General features: G+C 75.1%; 6 protein-coding genes. 4 read left to right on the top strand and 2 right to left on the bottom strand.

Annotated elements, in window-relative coordinates; all coding sequences use genetic code 11:
* Positions 1-55 precede the first annotated feature (55 nt).
* Both ACSUPR_RS04960 and ACSUPR_RS04955 read right to left on the bottom strand, forming a co-directional pair.
* Positions 56-415, bottom strand: a complete 360-nt coding sequence (locus ACSUPR_RS04960) for a toxin-antitoxin system YwqK family antitoxin (protein WP_436889736.1) — start codon at positions 413-415, stop codon at positions 56-58.
* Entirely contained in the window at positions 412-13,773 is a 13,362-nt protein-coding gene (locus tag ACSUPR_RS04955) for a hypothetical protein (protein ID WP_436889735.1), read from the bottom strand. Before ACSUPR_RS04955 ends, ACSUPR_RS04960 begins: the two co-directional genes overlap by 4 nt.
* 827 nt (positions 13,774-14,600) lie before the next feature.
* Here ACSUPR_RS04955 and ACSUPR_RS04950 point away from each other — a divergent pair.
* The 4 genes from ACSUPR_RS04950 to ACSUPR_RS04935 all read left to right on the top strand — a co-directional run bounded on the left by ACSUPR_RS04950 (position 14,601) and on the right by ACSUPR_RS04935 (position 21,088).
* Positions 14,601-15,389 carry an SAM-dependent methyltransferase gene (locus ACSUPR_RS04950; protein ID WP_436889734.1) on the top strand — a complete coding sequence of 263 codons (789 nt, stop codon included), beginning with the start codon at positions 14,601-14,603 and terminating at the stop codon, positions 15,387-15,389.
* A gap of 572 nt (positions 15,390-15,961) precedes the next feature.
* Positions 15,962-17,563 carry an acyltransferase family protein gene (locus ACSUPR_RS04945; protein ID WP_436889733.1) on the top strand — a complete coding sequence of 534 codons (1,602 nt, stop codon included), beginning with the start codon at positions 15,962-15,964 and terminating at the stop codon, positions 17,561-17,563.
* Positions 17,563-18,027: an SGNH hydrolase domain-containing protein gene (locus ACSUPR_RS04940; protein WP_436889732.1), complete on the top strand. Its 465-nt coding sequence runs from the start codon at positions 17,563-17,565 to the stop codon at positions 18,025-18,027. The genes ACSUPR_RS04945 and ACSUPR_RS04940 overlap by 1 nt, the downstream gene beginning before the upstream one ends.
* A 790-nt stretch (positions 18,028-18,817) precedes the next feature.
* Positions 18,818-21,088 carry a LamG domain-containing protein gene (locus ACSUPR_RS04935; protein WP_436889731.1) on the top strand — a complete coding sequence of 757 codons (2,271 nt, stop codon included), beginning with the start codon at positions 18,818-18,820 and terminating at the stop codon, positions 21,086-21,088.
* Positions 21,089-21,125 lie beyond the last annotated feature (37 nt).

Here is a 21,125-nt window from a genome sequence, read left to right as displayed (position 1 = left end):
CCGTGGTCAGGCGCCCCGGGTGGAAGCCGTCCGGCCCCGGTCCCGGCGGCCCGGGTCACGCCGACCGGAAGACCTTCTCCTCCAGCAGGTTCCCGTCCCCGTCCCACCGGCGCACCGCGGCGAGTTCCCCGTCCTCGCCGAAAACCTTCTCCGAGACCAGGCCGCCGTTCTCGTCCCACTCACGCCAGGTCCCCACCGCCCCGTGGAGCAGATCGCTCCGGCCCTGGACGCGCAGGGCGCCGTTCGGGTGCCATTCCAGGTAGGGGCCGTGCTCGACGCCGTTCTCGTAGGTCGTCAGGGACTGCATCGTGTCGTCGGACCAGAAGGCGGCGACCTCCCCGGTGAAGGGGACGCCGTTGAGGAGAAGGGTGCCGTCCGCGTCCCCGTCGGCCTCCTCGTCGCGGATGCGTGTCATCGGCCCCTTTCCCTTCCGTCGTCGGGGAGGAGGATGTGGTGGTCGGTGTGCTGCGGTCCGTCCGGGTCGCCGGGGGTGAAGTGGCTCCAGCCCGCGGCGCTCTGCGCGCCCCAGAGTATCTTCGTGCAGTTCGGGCAGCACCTGGAGGTGGAGATCCCCTCCGAGAGGAGCGGGAAGGTGTTGTAGATCATGAAGTCCCCGAGGGCGTCCTCCCCGGCGTTCTCCCCGCGGGCCCAGAGCAGTTCGTTGATGGCTTTGACCTCGGCGTGCCTGAGGGGTTTGTCGGCGCCGGGGTAGGGCGTCCTCTTCGGCAGGACCTGTCCCGTCCTCCTGTCGAACTGGGGGTACCCGTCCACCGCCGGGTCCCGGTACATGGCGTCGATCCGCGCCCGCAGGACCGGGTGGACGCGGTCGGGCGGGATGACCGAGGCCTTGTTGCCGTTGACGCCCTCGGCCACGACGCCCGAGCGCAGGTCCAGTACCAGGGCGTTCACACCGGTCCATCCGCCGACGACGCTCTGCGGGATCCTCCTCGCGGGGTCCGGGCTGTTGACCCTCTCCCTGATCGCCTCCTGCGCCCGGACGGTGATCAGTTCCGTGAGGAAGTCCGCCGCGGGCCTGCCGTCGACGCGGGTGATGAGCCCGTTTCCGTCCCGTTCGATGCGCTCCTCGGCGATCTCCTGGTAGATCTGGCCGCGGTCGGTGCTCTGTGGGAGGGGGAAGCCGTCCTCGGCGGAGGAACGGGGGATGTCACTGAAGTCGAGGGCGGGGCGGGAGGGGACGTCGTCACCGGGGCCGCTCCGATCGCCCTCGGGCGCCGGAACGTCCTCCGCCGATCCCCTGCGGTCCTCCACCGTGTTCCGGGCATCCGATCCCGTGTCCTCCCCACCCCGGCCGTCGCCCTCGCCCGGGGAGGCGGCCTCCGGTCCGGGTGTGCCCTCCGCCGCCGACGGCTTCGCCTCCTCCGGGAGGGATGCCCCGATCCGGGATGCACCGCCCTCCACGCCCGCCGCTGAGGACCCGGAGCCGGTGCGCGGGCGGTCGAGTGCGCCGCCCCCGGGACCGTCGCCTGCCTCGGTGCGTCCCCGGCTGCCGCCCCCGGGACCGTCGCCCGCCTCGGTGCGTCTCCGGCCGCCGTCCGCGCCGGTGGTGTGCGGGGACGCGGAGGAGGTACGCGGAACCTGTGGCGTGTCCGCGACCGCCGTCGACGGGGAGGAGGACACGCCCTCGGAGCCGCCGCCCCGGGGCTGCGGGGAGAAGTCCCCCTCTGCGCCGACGGCGAGGTCCCCTCCGGGGAGGGCCGATCCGCCCGGCGGCGGAACACCGGGGACTCCGGCCGTCCCGTCCCCGTCCCCCCGGGAGTGCGGTGCGGTGCCGGGACCGGTGCGCACGGGGTTGCCGGGCGGCGGGAGCGGCGCGGTCAGGGCCTCGAGGAAGGCGGTGTTCAACGCGGACTGGCGTGCGTCGCCGGTCTCGGCGGGAGCACCCGGCGGGGTTTCGAGCCCGTGCCGGGTGTCCGTTCCGGCGGAGGTCCCGGGGGCCGGTTCCAGGACACCGTTCCCGGCCCGCTCCTCCGCGCCTTCGCGGGGGAGCCCGCCCCCGGCCGGGCGCTCCTGCACGGGAGCGCCCTCCCCGACCGGCGGGGACAGGACGTCCCCCGACCCGGTGGCGGGTGTCCCGACGGGCGCCGGGAGCGGCGGGGCCCCCTCCCCGGAGCGGGTGGTGCCCCCGGATGCGTGGTCGGCCGACGGGGACGGGGATCCGGCGCGCGGGTCGGGTGCGGTGGGGGACACGAGGGGCGACCGCGGCGGCGTGGCGTCGTAGAGGTCGTCGAACCCGTCGTCGCCCCGGCCGAGCGGCTGTTCGGCGGGCAGGGCCGGGGTCATCAGGAAATCGGTGGGGGCCGGGGCACGGGGATCCCGGTCGGTGACGAAGAAGTCGTCCTCGTCGCGGATGACGTGGGGGTCGCCGAACCCGTCGCCCTCCCGATCGGCCGAGGGGGCCGGGGTGCCTGCGCGCTCCCGGGGGGATCCGGAGGGCGGGTCGCTAACCGGCGTGTGCGCCGGCTCCCCGACGGATGCGCGGCCGCCGTCCCCTCCCGGTGTACGGGTGGGCGTGTCCCGGGGGGCGCGTTCCCGGAGGGAGTCGGACGCGGCGTCCCCCACCGGCCCGTCCGCTCTCTCCCCACCCGGCGCCCGGCTGCCGTCCTCCTCCCCGGTGCGCGTGAGCGGGTCCCGGCCGGTGCGGAGGTCGGCGGGCCCGTGCGGCGGGTCTGCCGCGGGGACGTCGGCCGACTCCCCGCCGGTGGTGCGGCTGCTCTCCCCGCCTGGTGCGGGGGTGGGTGTGCGCTCCTCCGCGGGCTGGTGCGGCGGGTCTCCCACGGGGGTGTCCGCCGACTCCCCGCCGGGAGTGATCACCGGTGCCGGGTGGTTCTCCCCGGTCGGCGCCGGGCTGGTCCCCCCGCCGTCCGTTGCGGTGGTCGGGGTCCCGACCGGGGGTGCTGTTCCGATGGGTGCCGGGGACTCCTCCCCGATCGGTGCCGGGTGGGTTCCCCCGCTGTCCGTTGTGGTGGTCGGGGTTCCGACCGGGGGCGCCGTTCTGATCGGTGCCGGGTGGGTTCCCCCGCTGTCCGTTGTGGTGGTCGGGGTTCCGACCGGGGGCGCCGTTCTGATCGGTGCCGGGGACTCCTCCCCGATCGGTGCCGGGTGGGTCTCCCCGCTGTCCGTCGCGGTGGTCGGGGTCTCGACCGGGGGCGCCGTCCGCGGGCCGAGCGCGCGGAGGTCGCCCAGGGCGTCGACCATCTCCCGCATCGCCCGGTTCCGGGCCTCCTCCAGCTCGGCGTACTTCGCCTCCCGCTGCCGGTACTCCTCGCGCAGCGTGGCATCGGCGCTGTCCGGGTCGACCCGGTTCACGAACTCGAACAGCTCCCCGCGCGCCTTGAGATAGGCCGCGTCCGCCTTCGTGAAGGCCGCCTCCGCGTCCGAGTACCGCCCGATCTCCGGCGCGTCGGTCGCCAGCCCCCAGGCCCGCGCCTGGTCCTCGTCGACCCACCGCAGCACCGAGGAGTCCGACTCGCTCCCCACCGGCGCCCCGCTCCCGTCGGAGTTCTGCGCCCACACCAGCCACCGGGCCGGGATCCGCACCAGGAACATCCGCTTGGTCCCCGGCCCCTCGGCCACCGCGCCCTCGCGCTGGCCGGAGGACACCCCGTCCTTGGCCCCGCTCAGCGCCGCGTTGTCGGCGTCGAGGTTCTCCCGGAGGCGGTCGCCCGGGCGCGCGGTCTCGGTGACCTGGCCGCCCAGGCCGGCGTTCCGCGCCCGGTTCTCCGACGTGTTCTGCGAGCGGCGCGCGCCCTCCTGGTCGGAGTCGCGGGCCCGGCTCTCACCGCTGACCGCCTCGATCACGGCGCCGTCGGTGTTCAGCAGCGCCCGCGTCCTGACCACCGTGCCGCCGTACTCGGCGATCGACACGGCGTCCTCGGTGGCCTCGGGGGTCAGGGACAGCAGCAGCATCTCCTGCTTGCGGACGGTGATCCCGGCCGCCCGCTCGATGTCCGTGATCCGCCGGTCCAGGAACCGGGCCGCCGCGTCGACCTCGGCCGGAGTGAGGTCGCCGGTCCCCGTGCGCGACCACCCGGCGAGGCGTGCGGCGTTGACCACCGCCGCGTCGAGGATCTCGCGCCCGTTCTTCTCGACCGCCAGGGGGACGGAGTCGATCCCCGCCGTGCCGTCCTGGTACCCGCGCCCCTCCGGCCCGCGGTGCAGCGCCGCCCAGTCGTCCGGGTACGAGCCGTCCTCGGTGCGCTCGAACTCCGCGGGCCGGTACCGCGTGCCCGGGGGGTCGACCCTGTTGTCGCCGCCGAGCGTCTCCAGGTAGGGGAGCGGGTAGACGGACTCCGCGTGCTGGTCCAGGACGGAGGCGGTGTAGACCCGGTCGCCGATCCGCAGGCTCGCGTCCACCCGGGTCGGCGTCGTCACCACGGCGAAGGGCGTGAACACGACCCGCTCCTGGGTCTCCTCGCGGGCGCGGTTCTCCGAGGACGAGTTCTCCAGCAGCGTCTGTCCGCGGTACCCGGGGGTGCCGCCGGCGTTGACGGCGCCCACCTGCCTGCCCGTTTCCGGGTCCTCGCGGTTGCCGATCGGAGCCAGGATGTCCAGGGCGGCGCCCCCGCCGTACCCGCGGAACGTGGTGTCCGACTCGGAGGTGGAGGTCACCTTGACGTTGCGGTCGACGAACTCCATCCGCCCGCCGATCTGCTCCACGCGGGGCGCCATGGGGAAGAGGTCGAGGTCGAGGGTCGCCACCCGCGAGCGGTCCTTGACCTGCGGTGTCCACTCGGACGACTCCCACCGCGTGCCGGTCGGGACCACGCGCACCTCGACCCCCGACAGGTTGGTCATCCCGCGGTTCAGGTGCGAGGTCACCGTCTGGACGAGGTCCTCCCGCGAGTGCGTGGTCAGCTGCCAGCCGCCCCGCCGCAGCCGCTGCTCCAGTTCCGAGATGAGGGAGGGGACGTGCACGGGGCGGGAGTCGTAGCCCTTCCCGGCCAGGTCCGGCTTGAGCACGAGGTCCAGGTGCGGGCCCTGCGGCGGCGGGTGGGCGCCCTTGGTGACCCGGCCGTCCGGCCCCCAGGTCAGGCTGTCGTCGACGAGCCCGTCGGCGAAGACCCACAGCGAGGGGACCATCGTCTTCTGCGCGTCGCGGACCTCGGCCGCCCACGCCGAGTGGTCGTTCGTCCCGGGGGAGCGCGGGACGGAGAACAGGAAGTCGAAGTCCTGCTTGTGCTCGGTGGCCTGGAGGACCACGCCGTGGGTGACGAACTCGAAGGTGGACCCGGTGAACTTGACCTCCCGGCGGGTCCGGAAGCTCACGGAGGACGACTCGCCGTGCCCGTGCCCGTAGGGGGTGTACCGCAGCTCCACGCCCGGCTGGAAGATGGGCCCGCCGGAGCCGCGCGGGGCCTGGTCCGGGGTGGCCGCCGTCGGCTGGGAGGAGAACATCCCCCGGCCGATCAGGGTCACGCTGAAGACGGAGTCGCGGGACTTGCCGAACCCGTAGGAGATCTCCTTGACCTGGTTGGGCTCCATCACCGCGGACTCGCGCAGGAGCACCGACGCGACGTGGGTGGGCATGTACCAGGTCACCGTGGTCGGCCGGGTCCGCGTCGGGGCGATGCCGTCGTCGAGCTGCACCCGGAAGCGGGAGCCGCCGTCCTGCTGGAGCCCGGGTGAGGCGGCGAGCGACTGCGATGACGTCCGGCCGGCGATGACCTCGGCCGCGCCCTCCCGGGAGGAGGCGGTGCGGGAGAACGACCAGTGGTTCCGATCCAGGCTCGCGTAGGTCAGCGTGGTCACGGTGATGACCTCGGAACCGCGGCGCATGAGGGCCGGGTTGAAGGCCTGGGTGCTGGAGAACAGCTGCGACAGGCGGCGCGCCCGGTCCGTCCGGTCGATCCGCAGCTCCGGTTCCGGCTCAGGGGTGCGGCGGCCGCCGCGCCGTGCCGGGGCGTCGGTGTTCTGTTCCGCGGGCGGTGTCCCGTCGGTGTTCTGCTGTGCCGGGGCGCGGGTGTTCTGCTCCGCGGGAGGTGCCCCCCCGGTGTCCTGCCGGGTGGAGGTACCGGTGCCCTCCTCCGCGGGGGGCGGTGCCCCGTCGGCCGTGCGGTCCGCGGGGGGCGCCCCCTCCACGTCGGGCGCCTGTGCCCGGGGCGGTCCACCGGTCCTCCCGGTCCCTTCGGTCCCACCCACCTCGGCCCCGGTCCCGGCACCCTCGTCGACCTCGGTGATGGTCTCCAGCCGCGGCGGCGCCTGCAGCGGCGGGAGCCGCGGGGGGAGGTTCTCGGAGAGGAACGCCGAGGGTCCCCGGTCGAACAGCCGCTTCGCCTGGGACGGCGACAGGTACCGGGGCGGCTCGGGGGTCCGCTCGGGCGGCGCGTCAAGGGCGAAGCGCTCCCCGTTCCGCGGTGTGTGCAGCTCGACCTTGGCCCGCACGGGGGCCGGGGCCCCCTCGCCCCCGCCGAACAGCTCGCGCCCCAGGCCGATGCGGGAGGGCGCCTCCCACCGGGAGGACCGGGGCACCAGGGAGTCGTCCGGCCCCATCCAGGCAGAGAACTCCACGTCCGCGAACAGGACCCTGCTCCCGCTCTTGTCCTTGACGTTGGTCTCCGCCGTCGCCGAGACGCCGTACTCGCTCTGCGTCCGGGTACGGAACTCGTTGGCGGCCCGGAAGTACACGCCGCCCGCGTTGTTGGGCGCACCGAAGGAGTCCACACCCCCGGAGACACCGCGTACGGTCAGGCCGGTCCGGCCCTCCGCGGTGACCGACGTGATCCTGTCGGACTTGCGCCCGATGCCCGACGAGGAACCGGTGGTGGTCCCGGTGTGCGACTTCGGCAGGGGATCGGTGGCCTTGGAGTAGCCGACGACCCTGGCCCGCGGCCACACGGAGATGTGGTCCGGAACGGTGAACCTGCGCTCCCGCAGCTCGTTGCCGAACGGCAGGAACTTCGTCTCCACCAGCTTGATCTCCACCTGGCCGGACAGCCAGGCGTCGCGGTCGGCCCGGAAGGAGGAGGAGTTGATCTTGGACAGGACCGTCTCGGTGTTCAGCTCGGCGGTCCTGCGGTTGCGCCGGTGGTTCCAGCCCGCGTGCGAGCGCCGGGGCTCCGGCGCTCCGGGAACGGCCAGGTGCGGCAGCACCAGGCCGGGGTAGTCCCGGTCGATCTGCAGCAGGACCTGGTGCGCGAAGTCCCGGAAGAAGGACCGGGGGAGGTCCCCCTCCCCGTCCCCGGTCCGCGCCTCGGAGCCGTCTTCGTGCGTCACGTCGCGGACCAGGGCGTCGCCCAGGTGGGTGGGCCCGCCGTCCCGGTCCAGGAACGGGTCGCCGGTCTCCTCCACCTCCCTCGTGTCGGGGCGGTCCCCGCCGAGGCGGCGGGCGTCGTCGGCCGTGACGGCCTCCAGCCCGGAGGCGTCGAAGAGCGTGGGCTCGGTGTCCCCGTCGAGCCACACGGCGATCGTCCGCCGGGTCCGGTACACGGCCGTGTCCGTGCTGTGGAACAGTCGGGCGTCCCACGCGTTGTCCGAACGGCCCCGCCCCTTGGCCCACACCTTCTGGAAGCGCGTCTCGAAGTAGGGCGCGTCGACCCGGAACATGTCGCCCGGCACCCGGGTCACCATGCCGCCGGACACCGCCACGAAGAAGCCCTTGAGCCGGTTGGCGAGCACCGAGGCGCCGTGGGCGAACCGGTCCGTGAACTTCATGTTGAAGTCCTTGGGCGTCTCCGGGACCAGTTCCATGGAGGTCGGCGGCGCCCAGATGGTCAGCAGGCGCGTCCCGCCCCCGGCGTCGGGGACGCGCACGGTGCGGGGCTCGTCCGTCATCGTGGGCAGCTGGGTCATGACGATGTCGTCGGTGAACACCTCCAGGACGCCGCGCCGGTCCAGCTCGCGCCGCATCGCCCGCGACCCCGAGTTGGGCCGGGTCACCACCTTGGGCTCGTCGCTGCCCGGACGCGGGCGGTGGAGCAGGCGGCGGGTGTTGGAGCCCTCGCCGGGCGCCTCGAAGCCGAGGCGCTCGGCGACCCAGGAATTGAGGTTCGCGGGCGGCTCGGACGTCTCGTCGGCGCGGGACCTCCGGGGGGTCAGCGTGTCCCGCCACCGCCGTGGGCGGCCGTCGCGAGAGGCGCCGGTGTCGGCGCCCGTGGGGGTGTCCGTGCCGGTGCCCGTGTCGGAGCCGCCGGCGCGGCGGGTGATGGACCCGATCGAGATCGGGTGGGAGTTGGCCAGGTAGCCGCCGTACCGCGCGGGGGCGGTCTCGGTGCGGTTCCGGTCGCCGGGCGGCGGGGTGCCGTCCCCGGCGGTGTCGCCGGAGGTGTTCCCGGTGCCGTCGGTGTCGCCGGTGCCGTCCGCGGGGGCGGCCGGGGGCGGGCGGTGGAAGGGGTCGGTGAACGTGATCTGCGCGGGAAGGTCGTCACGCCGCTGCAGCCCGCCCATGAGGACGAGCTCCACACCGCCGTCGACGCGGGCCTCGGACCGCACCGGGCCCAGGTCCGTGCCCTCGGCGGGGGCGGTGTCCCGGGGCGCGGTGGCCGGCGGCCGGGAGGTGTGCGGGGTCCACTCGGCGGTGAGGTCGCTGCTGTAGGTGGTCCCGGACCCGGTCATCTCCGTGGTGAGGATCCGGGTCTGTCCGGAGTCCCCGGACTGCTGCTGGACCGCGGAGCCGCCGAAGGCCGACGCCCGGAAGCCCACGGCGGGGGCGGGCAGGCCCGGGCCGCCCAGCAGGTTGGCCTGGAATCCCACGACCGGGCGGCGCGCGGAGCCGACCGACCCCGACTCGCCCCGCGACTCCTGCGTCTGGATGTCGTGCAGGCCCTTGTACTTGGCCTTCTCGGCACCTCCGCGGTTCCGGCCCCCCTGGTGCCAGTCGTCGTCGGAGCGCAGGCGCAGGGTGAAGGCGGTGCCGTCGGCGGAGGTCTCGCTGACACCGTCGCGGGAGAAGAACTCCCGGGGGTCGGTGCCGAGCTTCGACCGGAAGGAGTCGCGCACGTCCGCGGGCAGGTCCGGGCGGGTGCCCAGGACGGCGTCGGGGTCGACGCGGACGCCGTAGGACTCCACCCAGCGCGAATCGATCAGGTAGTTGAGCCGCAGCGGGGGCGCCGTCTCGGTCCCGGTGGGGTCGGGCGGTTGCTCGGAGGGCTGGACGACCGGGGTGATGGCGTCCGTGCCCTCGCCCACGGGCGCGGGAGGGGGCTGCTCCGGCGGTGCGGGACGCGTGTCCTCCTCCACGGGCGGTGGCGGCAGGGGAGGGCCGCCGCCCTCGTTCTCCTCCACGGGCGGAGGTGGACGGGTGTCACCCCCGTTCTCTTTCACGGGCGGTGGCGGCAGGGGGACGTCACCGTTCCCGTCTTCCTCGCGGGGCGGGGGCGGAGGGGCGCTGCCTTCGTCCTCTTCCACAGTTGGTGGAGGCAGGACGTCGCTGTCCCCGTTGCCCTCCTCGGGGGGAGACGGAGGCCCTTCGCCGTTCTCTTCGCGGGTGTCGGTGGGCTGCGGCCGTTCCCCGGTCCCCCCGGTGCGCGCGTCGCCTCCACCGCGCTCGTCCGAAGGCGTGCCCGCCTTCCCGTCGGAGGGCGCGGGGGTGTGCGTGTCCGCCTCCTCGTCCCGCGGTGGCGGGGGCGGCGTCTCGGGTGTCCCGGAGGAGGGGGCGGCGATGTCGTCCCCGGAGTCCGCCCCGCTCTCCAGGCGCGGCGGCCGGCCCCCCTCGGCCGAGGGGGCGAGGGGGTCGGACTCGACGGCGGAGGGTGCGGACCTCCTCCCGCCGTCGGCCCCGGTGTCGGTGGCGGTCTCCACGGAGGGCTTCGGCTCCGGGACGCCCTCCTCTTCCGGTCGGCCTTCCCGGGACGGGTCGCGCCGCTCCCGGGAGGTGCCGTCGGAGGCGGTCGACTCCGCCGAGGGGGTCAGCGACCGGAAGAAGAGGTCCAGGTCGGCGCCGTCCCCGAGGCGCGTCGAGGGGGCGGCCGGGCCCTCCGCCGCCAGGCCGGAGGCGTCGTCGCCCGGGGCGCGGGGCGGGGAGCCCCCCGTCCCGTCCACCCCGGTGCCGCGGCTCTCCCCGTGGGACGGTCCGTCGCTGGAGGGGGCGCGGGGCGGTGTGCCGTTCCGGGAGGCTTCGCCCCCGGCCCGGGGCGGGGAGGGGTTGTTCCGGGCCGATCCGGCGGAGTCCCGCGGACCGGCGGCCTCTCCGGGGGGCGGGGCGTATCCGGCGGGGGGCGCGGCCTGGTGGTCCGGGAACCCGGAGTCGGCGGGGCCGTGTCGGCGCTCGCCCGCGGGGGCGTCGTTGTCCGCGTCGCCCCGGCCGCCCTCCGGCGTGGAGGTACCGGCGGAACCGCCGGGGACGCCCGCCTCGTTCCCGGCCTCGACGGTGGCGTCCCCCCGGTCTCCTGCCGGGGTGCCGGTGCCCGCCTCGGACGTGTGGCGGATGTTCCCCGGGTCCGTGGTTCCCCGGCCGCCGTCCTCCCCGGGCGGTGGATTCGTGGAGGCGGGGTCGCCGGTACCGGTGTTCTCGGTGCGGCCGTCGTTCGCGGTGGTCGCTCGGTTCTGGCCGTCGTCGGGTGCGGTGGTGTGGCCGCCGGCCGGGGTTTCGGTGTCGGCCGTGTGGCGCTCGCCCCCTGTGCCCGCGGGGTCCTGCCCATTGCCGGGTGCGGTGGTGCCCTGTCCGCTGGGGTCTGCGGGCGTGGGGGTGTGGCCGCCGGCCGGGGCCTCGGTGCCGGTCGTGTGGTGGTCGTTCTCGGTGGTCGTGCGGTTCTGCCCGTCGCCGGGTGCTGTGGTGTCCTGTCCGTCGGGGCCCTGTCCGCCGTTCCCACCGGGCGGGCCGGCGGCGGCCGGGTCGTCCTGGCCCGCACCCTCCGAGCCCCGGCCCCGGGCAGCGCCGTCCTCCCCGCGGTTCGCGGATGTGCCCTCGGGGCCGCCGCCGGTCGGGATCCGTTCGGGGCCACCGCCCGTGTCGTCCCGGCCGCCCTCGGACGCGCCGGTGCCCTGCCCGCCGGTGCCGCCCGTGTCGCCCGCCAGGCCCCCGGCTCCGCCGTGGGGCGTGCGGGTGTCGGTGCCGTCGGTGTCGGTGCCGTTCCCCCGGTCGCCTCCGGGGGAGCCGGTCTCCGTGTCCGCGAGGTCCTGCCCGTCGCCCTCGCCAGTCGGCGACGGGTCACCGGTACCCCCGGTGCCGCCGTTCGGGATCGGTTCGCGGTCGCCCTCCCGCCCGGTGCCGGTGTCGCTCCGGTCGCCCCCCGGGGCGCCGGTGTCCTGTCCGTCGGCGTTCCCGTTCCCGGCGGGACCGGAGATGCCCGGGCCTCCGGTGCCGGTCGCTCCGCGGTCGGCCCCGTGGGGCGCGGTGGCGTCGTTGCCGCCGGTGCTCCGGTCGCCTTCCGGGGCGCCGGAGTCCGTCTCCGTCGCCGGACGGCCGTTCTCCGTGGCCGCAGCGTCCCGTCCGTCGTTCCCGCCGTTCCCGCCGTTCCCGCTGTTCCCGCCGTTCTCCTCCGAGCCCGCCGAGCTCTCGGTGCGGGTGACACTCCCTTCCCCGGGGTTCGCGGTCGTCCCCCCGGTACCACCGTCGCCCCCGGTGGCGGTCGTGTCCCCGCCGCGCTCGCCACCGGAAAGGCCCGGCTCCGCGGCGCCGCCGCCCCGTTCGCCGCCCCGCCCGGCCCCGGGGCCGCCCCCGGACCCGCTCCCGGAGCCGGATCCGGCCGAACCGGCGCCCGTGCCCCGCCCGCTCTCCGCGCCCGCGCCCATGCCCGCCGGAGGCGCGTACTGCGCCCCGGGGCCCGTGCTCTCGGTGCGCGGCGTCTCCCGCGTCCCGCCCGCCTCCGCCGGGGGAGCGGAGCGTTCGCCGCCCGTCCCCCCGTGCCCGGACGGCCCCGCCGTGACATCGGTCCCCGACCAGCCGCGACCGCCCGCCGCGCCCCCGGCGTCCGACGCGCCCCCGGCGTCCGCCTCGTCCTCCCCGCCGAACTCCGACGGGGTGTACGTCGATTCGTAGTCCCCGTACCCGTCCCCGTACTCCGACCCGAAGTCGAAGGACAGGTCGTCCCCGCCCCCGCCCCGCAGCCGCAGGACCGGCTCCTCCCCGTTCCCCGACGAGGACCCAGGCCACCCACCGTCCCCCTGCCCCCGCCCCGGGGGGAGGGGACGGCCGTCGGCGCCCCCGCCGTCGTCCGGCAGCGGCCCCCGCAACCCGGACCCGTCCGGATCCGGGAGCGGCGCGGGGGTGTTGTTGAGCTCGCGCAGGTCGTTGAGGGCGTCGATGGCGGCCAGCCCCCCGCCGACGGCCAGGTTCTGCACCACCGCCCCGGCGGCCCCCGCCACCGCCGACATGCCCGACGCCTCCCACTGCTGCTCCGGTGAGAAGGCCAGGTTCGTCAGACCCTCGCCCAGGTAGCCCTCCAGCGCGCCGGAGCCCGCCCCGATCCCCAGGGCGGTCAACCGGTCGCTCCACCGGGTCCCGAACTCCGACACCGTCCGGCCGAAGGCGTCCGGCACGTCGCGCGACAGGTGGTCGCGGGTGCTCTGCGGCAGCGGCGCACCGCTCAGCACCTCGTCGAGCGCCGAGGGCATGCGCGGGGTGTTCCACGTCCGCAGCAGGGTCTCCGCGTACTCGCGGCCCAGCCTCCGGGCGGCGTCCTCTCCCATCTCGCCGCCGAAGTGGCGGGCGAACACGGTCCCCGCCCCGTCGACGAACCGCTGGCCGTGCCCGATGCCGCTGCTCGCGGTGTCGGGCCGCTGCGCCGGTCCGAGGAACTCGTTGGCGTTGCGGCCGAACAGGGTCACCAGGTCCCGGTTGAACTCCGGGGTGACGCTCCCGGGCGGCAGCGGGTCCGGGGTGACGTCGCGCGCCGGCCCGTCACGGCCCGGCACATCACGTCCCGGGCCGTCGCCCGGCGGCGGCCCCGGCGGGTCGTTCGGAGGCCCGGGGGGACCGGACACGTCGTCGCGGACGGGCGGCGGGCCCAGGGGGTCGGGGTCCGGGGTCCGCGGCCCGGGGGCCGGGGTCGTATCGGGAACGTCCCGCAACGGCGGCGGCTCCGGGGCCGGGTCGGGCCCGCGCCCCGGCGGGACGGGCGGCGGTTCGGCGATGTCGCGGACGGGCGGCGGGGTGGGCGGCCCGGGCAGGTTGTCGCCGAACAGCTTCCCCAGCTGCTTGCTGAGGAACATGTCCGCCCCGAGGGAGAGGCCCGCGCCGAGCAGCCCCTCCACGAACGCGCCCGCGGCGGCCATCCGGGTGAGCTCCTTGTCCCACGAGTCCCGGTTGCCCTGGTCCATCTGGATGCGCTGGATGAGCAGGTCCATGGTGGTGCCGAACAGCTGCGCCACGAACAGGTGGCTCAGCAGGTTCCACACCAGCCAGTTGAGGATGCGCCGGATGGCCTGGCTGCGGATGAACCTGAACATCGAGATCCACGCCAGCGACGCCCCGAAGGTGAACTTCGCCATCGCGATCGCCCACGCGATCTCGATGGCCAGCTGCACGAGCTGGCCGATGATCATCCACTTGGCGTACTCGACCTGGTTGGCGGCGTCCCTGGCGTACGTCCGGATGTCCCCGGCCAGCTTCGCGGCCTCGCCGACGTAGTCCCGCTCCCCGGCGGTGAACTGGGCGAGGGAGTTCTCGAAGTACTCGGTGGTGCGCCCGTCGAACGTCGACCGCACCTTGCGGCGCAGCACCAGCACCAGTTCGGGGAGCTCGGTGGCGAGGATGTACTCGACCGTGGCGTACATGTCGGAGAGGTCCCGCAGCCGGTCCTCGTCCACGTCCGGCCACTTGGTGCCGGTGAGCCCGTAGAAGAGGTTGGCCAGTTCGTCGGGGATCTCCATCCCCATGCGCGCTCCCGCCCCGAGTCGTTCTTCCGCCGCCGGTCGCCGCCCGCCGTAGAGGCCCGGCGAACGCGACGATCCTAGGACGGTTCGGCGTCCCGGGACGGTCCCTGTGCGGTCCTTCCCGAACTGTTCGCCCGCCCGTCACCGCGGGCGCACCCTCCGATGCCCGGGCGGTCGCGAACCCCTGGGGGACAGGCGATCCGCGCGGTCGGGAACCGGTCCCGGAGCCGGTTCCCGCCCCGGTTGCCCGCGCCGCGCGGGCCGGACCGGAGGGGTGCCCGGCGTCGTGCAGGTCCCATCCGGAGGGAGCGCGGGCCCGGTGCCCGGCCGGGCCAGGGCCTCGGCGCCGGTTTCCGCCCCGGTCGCCCGCGCCGTGCGGGTCGGGTCGGAGGGGTGCCCGGCGCTGTGCAGGTCCCATCCGGGGGGGGCGCGGGCCCGGTGCCCGGCCCCGGCCCCGGCGACGCTCCGCGCGGCCCGCCCGGCCCATCCGGGGAACCCGCGCCGCCCGCCCACCCGTCCGCCCCCGCACACCCCCACCCGCTCACCCGCCGCTCGCTCGCTCACCCGCCCGTCCCCGCTCACCTGACGCCCGCTCAGCGGCCACCCGCCCGGTCGTCCGTCCGCATTCCCCTCCGCCCGCCGTCAGCACCCGCCGCCCCCGCCCAGCGACCGCCCGTCCGGTCGGATACACCGGTCCCGCACCCGCTCCGCGGCTGCTCCGTGGCTGCTCCGAGGTGCCGGAACCCCTTCCCCGCAAGGCTTCCCGTTGCGCGGGTGCCCGCCGACGGCAAGAATGCCCGTGTCTCACGGCAACGGAGGGAACGCGCCCCATGACCGAGCAGCCCCCCATCGACACCACCACCGCCCACTCGGCCCGGGTCTGGAACTACTGGCTCGGCGGCAAGGACAACTACCCGGTGGACCGCGAGGTCGGCGACCACGTCCTCGCCGCCTACCCGGAGATGGTCGAGGCGGCCCGTGCCGACCGCGGCTTCCTCGTCCGTGCCGTCACCCACCTGGCCCGCGAGGAGGGCGTCCGCCAGTTCCTCGACATCGGCACCGGCCTGCCCACCCACGACAACACCCACGAGGTCGCCCAGCGCGTGGACCCGGACGCCACCGTCGTCTACGTCGACAACGACCCCATGGTCCTGACCCACGCCCGGGCGCTGCTCACCGCCTCCGACACGGGCGGCGTCCACTACGTCGACGCCGACCTGCGCGAACCGGACGAGGTCCTGGCCGCCGCCCGCGAACACCTCGACCTCACCCGCCCCGTCGGCCTCACCATCCTGGGCACCATGGGGCACACCGAGGACACGGCCGCCGCCTACGCGCTCACCCGCGCCTACGTCGACGCCCTGCCGTCGGGGAGCTTCTTCGCCCTGTGCGACGGCACCGACACCAGCGAGCCCATGGTGGAGGCGGCCCGCCGGTGGAACGACACCGCGGCGCTCCCCTACCACCTGCGCACCCCGGAGCAGATCGCCGGGTTCTTCGACGGGCTGGAACTCGTGGAGCCGGGCGTGGTCTCGGCCTCCCTGTGGCGGCCGGACGGCGCCGAGGTCGGCGGACCCGCCCACGTCGACCAGTACTGCGGCCTGGCCCGCAAGCCCTGACCTTCCCCCGCCGACCTCGGCGCGCCCGGGCCCCGGATGTCCGGACGGTCCGGGCGCGGGGTCGCGCGGCCGAGCCCGTGCGCCGATCCGAGGCCGAACCGACCGCGGAGCGCGCAGCGCAAGCCGGTGCGTCTCCAGGGAGTCACACCGTACGGGGTGCGCCGACCTTCCCTCCCGGCGGCCGAGCCGTGCGGAGCGAACCGGCTCGCCTCCGGGCCGCTTGCTCCGCACGGGGTGACCCGGCCCGCCTCCGGGATGGCTTCGGCGTGCGCAGGGGACCGGCGCCCCCGGCGAGAGTCGCTGCCCCGCCGGGCCCGCCCCCGCCCCGCCTCGTTCGCCCTACCCCGCTTCGCCCCGCTCGGCCCCGTCCCCTCCCGGCATGCACAGGCGCCCGCCCCGGCGCCGCCACCGCGCCCTGATGGCCTGCGGCGACCCGAACGCCCCCAGCGCCGGACCCCCGGGTGCGAACACCGTGACACGGAGGTGACAGGGCGTTCAACCGGGGTATCCCACCAGGTCACCCCGGTCGGGCAGGATGTTCGCCTCCCCTGCACCCCGGAAAGCGAGCACCCGTGCCCCCTCCCACATCCCCCGCGGGGACCGGCGGCGCCCGACCGGTCGAGGTCGGCACCGGCGGCCACCGGCCCGGCATCGACGGCCTGCGCGCCGTGGCCGTGCTCCTGGTCGCCGCCTACCACATCTGGCTCGGCCGGGTCTCCGGCGGCGTCGACGTGTTCCTCATGCTCACGGGCCTGCTCGTCACCGCCTCCCTGCTGCGCTCCGCCACCGGAGGGGGTGTCCGCTACGGCGCCTTCCTCGCCCGGCTCGCCGCCCGCCTGCTGCCCACCGCCGCCCTGGTCGTCCTGGTCACCCTCGCCGGAACGTGGCTGTTCCTGCCGCAGACGCAGTGGCGCGACGCACCCGCGGGAGCGGTCGCGGCCCTGCTCGGGCACACCAACTGGCACCTGGCGCTGGACTCGGTCGACTACCTCGCCCGGGGCGGTGTCCTGGACCCGCTCCAGCACTTCTGGTCGCTGTCGGTGCAGTGGCAGTTCTACCTGCTGTGGCCGGCGCTCGTCGCGGGCACCGTCCTGCTCGCCCGGCGGGCCGGGCGCGACCCGCGGCGGCCGCTGTTCTGGGCGCTGACGGCGGTCCTCGCGCTGTCCCTCGCCTACTCGGTGGCCGCCACCCGCCTGAACCAGCCCTGGGCCTACTTCGACACCGGCGCCCGGCTGTGGGAGTTCGCCCTGGGCGGGCTGGTCGCCCTGCTGCTGCCGGGGCTGCGCCCGGGCCGCCTCACCCGGCTGCTCCTGGGGTGGGCGGGGCTGGCGGCGCTGGTGCTGTGCGGGGTGCTGCTCCAGGTGTCGACGGCCTTCCCGGGGTACGCGGCGCTGTGGCCCACGCTGGCCGCGGCGGCCGTCATCACCGCGTGCGCACCGGCCGCCGACGGCCCGCCCACGGGGGCCGACCGGCTGTTGTCGTCGCGGCCGCTGCGCTACCTGGGGGCCATCTCCTACGCCCTGTACCTGTGGCACTGGCCGGTCCTCGTCTTCTACCTGGCCGCCACCGGCCGCGACCTGGCCACCCTGCCGGGCGGGGCCGCGGTCCTGGCGGTGTCGGTGCTGGCGGCCGCCGCGACCACCCCGCTCGCCGACCGCGTCGCGGCCCTGGGGCGGGGCTCGGGGCGCCGCGCGGCACTGCGCGGCACGGCGGTGGCGCTGGCCTTCCTCCTCCCGGCCCTGGGCGCGGCCGGCGGCTGGGCGGGCGCCCAGGCCGCCGAGCGCGCCCGCTGGGACGCCCTGCTCGCGGACGGCGGGGACTACCCGGGTGCCGCCGTCGGCCACGGCGCCGCGGCCCCGTCCGACCTGCCGGTCTACCCGCCCCCGGCGCTGGCGTCCGAGGACGCGCCCGCCACCTACGCCGACGGCTGCAACCAGACCACCATGGACTCCGAGGTCCTCGTCTGCGAGTACGGGTCCGCCGACCCCGAGCGCACGGTGGCGCTGGTGGGCGGGTCCCACGCCGCACACTGGTTCCCGGCCCTGGAGGCCATCGCCCTGGAGCGCGACTGGCAGGTGGTGAACATCGTCAAGGGCGCCTGCCTGTTCACCGACGCCCCGCAGACCTACAGGGGGAGCCGTACACCTCCTGCGCGGAGTGGAACCGGGGGGTGATGGCCGAGCTGCGGCGGCTGCGGCCCGACACGGTGTTCACCACGGGCACCACCACCAGCCTGGACACCTCCGCAGGGTTCGGGGAGGAGCAGGTGGTGGAGGGCTACGTGGAGCGCTGGCGCGAGCTGGGGGAGTGGGGGATCGAGGTGGTCGCGGTGCGCGACACCCCCCGCTTCGGGTTCGACGTGCCCGAGTGCCTGGCGGGCGCGGACCCGGACGACCCGCGGGCCTGCACCGTCGCCCGCTCGCACTCGCTGGCGCCGGTGTCCCCGCTGGAGGAGGCCGTGCTGCCCGCGAACGTGACGGCGCTGGACCTCACCGACCTCTTCTGCGGGCCGCAGGTGTGCCGGCCGGTCATCGGCAACGTGCTCGTGTACTGGGACTCGGGGCACATCGGCAGCACCTTCATGCGCACCCTCGCCCCGGAGCTGGAGCGCCGCTGGCTCCTCGCCGAACGCCGCTGACCCGCGGCCATGGTGGCCCCGGCCCGCGGGCCGGGGCCACCGCCTCCTGCTCGCGGCAGCCGAGACCGCCGCCGTCCCTGTCCGCCCGCGAGTCGGGGACGGTGACCGGCCCGTCCTCTCCGGCCCCCCGCACCGGTGCCCTCCCCGTCCCCGGGGAGGGCACCGGCCGCCCGGCCTCCTGGCAGGTGACCTGCACCGACGTGCCGCCGGCCGGGTCGCCCGGCGGTTCGGCCGCCCGGGCCAGCACGGACCGGGTGAACGCCACCACGGCCACCGCGGCGCTCACCGCCCCGGCGACGGCCCCCACCACGGTCCAGACGTACACCCGGTGCCCCTCACCCCCACCGGACGCCCGGCCTCCCCGCACCCCCCCGGCGCGGGGCCGGACTTGCGGCACCACGCCTGTGGATCCGATCCACCCGCACCGCTCCGGCTGAGGGCGCCGCCCGGCCGCCGGTGAACGTCCGCCGAACATAGGGGGTCCTGTCGGGGGCCGGGGTTCCTCTGCGCCCAGAAAAGCCCTCTTGTCTCCCCATTCCTCACGAGACCTCAAACCTCGCTTGTGTGGCCTGATTCGGACAGGAACCGTCTCTGTTCTCCTGCTCCGTCAAAGCTGCACCATGTGCACGCTGGAACGCGATTCTTGTGATCTGGGCCACTGTTCACATGTTCACTCGTGGTTGCTAATGTCCCGTTCCGTCCCAGGACGACCACTGCCGGTCGCACCCGGATGGTGCGGCACCCCTGCTCGGTGATCCCCCCTCGGTCCTGGGAGAGAAAGAGCCCCGCCATGTCCCGCCGTGCTCGGGCGTGGGGTGCCGCCGTACTGGCCCCCGTGCTCCTGCTGCCCGCCCTGTCCACGCCCGCCCACGCGGAGCAGGAACCCGAAAGCGCTCCGGCGGTGTCCGCCGGATACGCCTCGGACGCCTACGCCGACGACAGGGCCCTCCCGGTCCTCCACGGCGATCACAACAGGCCGCCCAAAGCCCCCACCGAGCTCTCGGACTCCCACGGCGGCGCCTGTTCCACCGACCCCGCCGCCCCGCGGCTGATCAACGAGACCGCGCCCACCCTCAACGCCCACGTCCGCGACCGCGACTCCGTCCCGGGCGCGCCGGAGAAGGTCAGGACCGAGTTCAGCTGGTCGGTCGACGGCTCGCAGGTCGGCAGCGCGGAGAGCCCGGCCACCGACGTCGCCGCCTGGCCATCGGGCTCCTTCCAGTCCGCCGAGGCCGCCGACCTGCCCGAGGGCGTACTGATCACCTACCGGGCGCGTGCCCACGACGGTACCTCGTGGTCGGGCTGGTCCCAGGAGTGCCACCTGATGGTCAACACCTCCCGTCCCTCGCGGGGGCCGGAGGTGACCTCCACCGACTACCCGTCCGACGAAATGGCCTACGGCTCCCCCGGCAGGCCGGGCGAGTTCACCTTCAGCGGTAACGGTGACGAGACCGCCCGGGAGTACCACTACGGGTTCAACGACGACTCCTGCACCACCAAGGTCACTCCGGCCACGCCGGGCGGCGAGGTCACGGTGACCCTCACCCCCGGCAGGGAAGGACCCAACTGGATCTACGCCCGTACGGTGGACGCCTTCGGCAACTCCTCCGACTGCGTGCCGGCCTACTCCTTCTCGGTGGCCTCGCTCAGCTGGCCGGTCGTCCACCTCGAGTTCAACGAGGGGCAGGGGAACCGGGCCGTTGACCTCCTCGATCCCGACCGGGGGGCGACCCTCTCCGAGGGCGTCGACTGGGTGCACGGGCGCATCGGTGCCACCGAGAACCCCAACACGAACCCCATGCCGCGCATGACCGGCACCGCTGTGCACACCGGCGGTACTCCGGGCTCCCACGACGAGATCACCGCCGACCACCCCGCCGTGGACACCTCCGGCACGTTCTCGGTGTCGGCCTGGGTGAACCTGGACAGTGCCGACGCCGACCACACGGCGGTGGCCCAGGAAGGGAGCTCGCAGAGCGCCTTCCATCTCGGTTACCAGGGTGACAGCGGTCGGTGGGTGTTCACGATGGCGCCGGAGGACGAGCACTGGGACGGGTCGAGCCCGTGGGCGGCGGCCGTGTCCGCGGAGCCGGCCGAGACCGGTGTGTGGACCCATCTGCTCGGCACTTTCGATTCCGTGACCGGGGAGCTCACCCTGTACGTCGACGGTGTCGAGCAGGGCGGGGCCACCCACACCGGCGCGTGGAACGCGACCGGACCGCTGACCGTGGGGCGCGGCCTGTTCCAGGGCACCGACGACTTCCACTGGCCGGGGTCCATCGACGACGTTCGCGTGTGGAACCGCATGGTCCAGGACGAGCCGGTGAGAGAGCGCGAGTTCGGCAACGAGGTATGGCGCCTGGCGAACCGCCCTGTCGCCCCCCAGGGGCGTTGGCTTCTGGACGAGTACGACGGCACCGCGGTGGCGGACGGCACCGACCACGGGCTGGACGCCGTCCTGCACGGTGATCCGCTCACCGCCTGGAATTTCGCGGAGAACCATTTCACCGATTCGCCCGGCGTGCGTCTCAACGGGCAGGACGAGTACATCGAGACCCTGGGGCCCGCCCTGCGCACCGACCGCAGCTTCAGCGTCGCCGCCTGGGTGAGCCTGGAGGAGACGGCCAGGGGTTCGCAGGCCACCGCCGTCAGCCAGACCGGTCGGTCCCAGAGCGCATTCCACCTGGGCTACCAGGGATCCAACGATCGTTGGTCCTTTGAATTCTCATCCCAGGACGACTCGACTCCCGGCTCCGAAGGAACCGCCGTCTACTCGACCAGCCCGGTCCGGTCGGGGGAATGGACCCACCTGGCGGGCGTCTATGACCACACCCGCAAGGAGATGGTCCTGTACGTCAACGGCATCGAAGAGGCCCGGCTGGGCGTGGACCACGCCTGGCACGCCGAGGGCGGGCTGCGCATCGGTGGAGCCCTGAACCAAGGTGCGAACGGTCACCACTGGTCGGGTGACATCGACGATGTCCACACCTACCAGGGTGTCCTGCGCCCGGTGGACATCGCCATAGTCAGTACCGGCCTGTTCCCCAACATCCAGGTGTGAGTGCTCGTCGTCCGCACGCACGTGTGCATCCGCCCCC

The organism is Nocardiopsis dassonvillei (genome assembly GCF_964273065.1).
Classification (GTDB): domain Bacteria; phylum Actinomycetota; class Actinomycetes; order Streptosporangiales; family Streptosporangiaceae; genus Nocardiopsis; species Nocardiopsis dassonvillei_B.
This window is presented reverse-complemented; position numbering and strand designations above follow the sequence as displayed.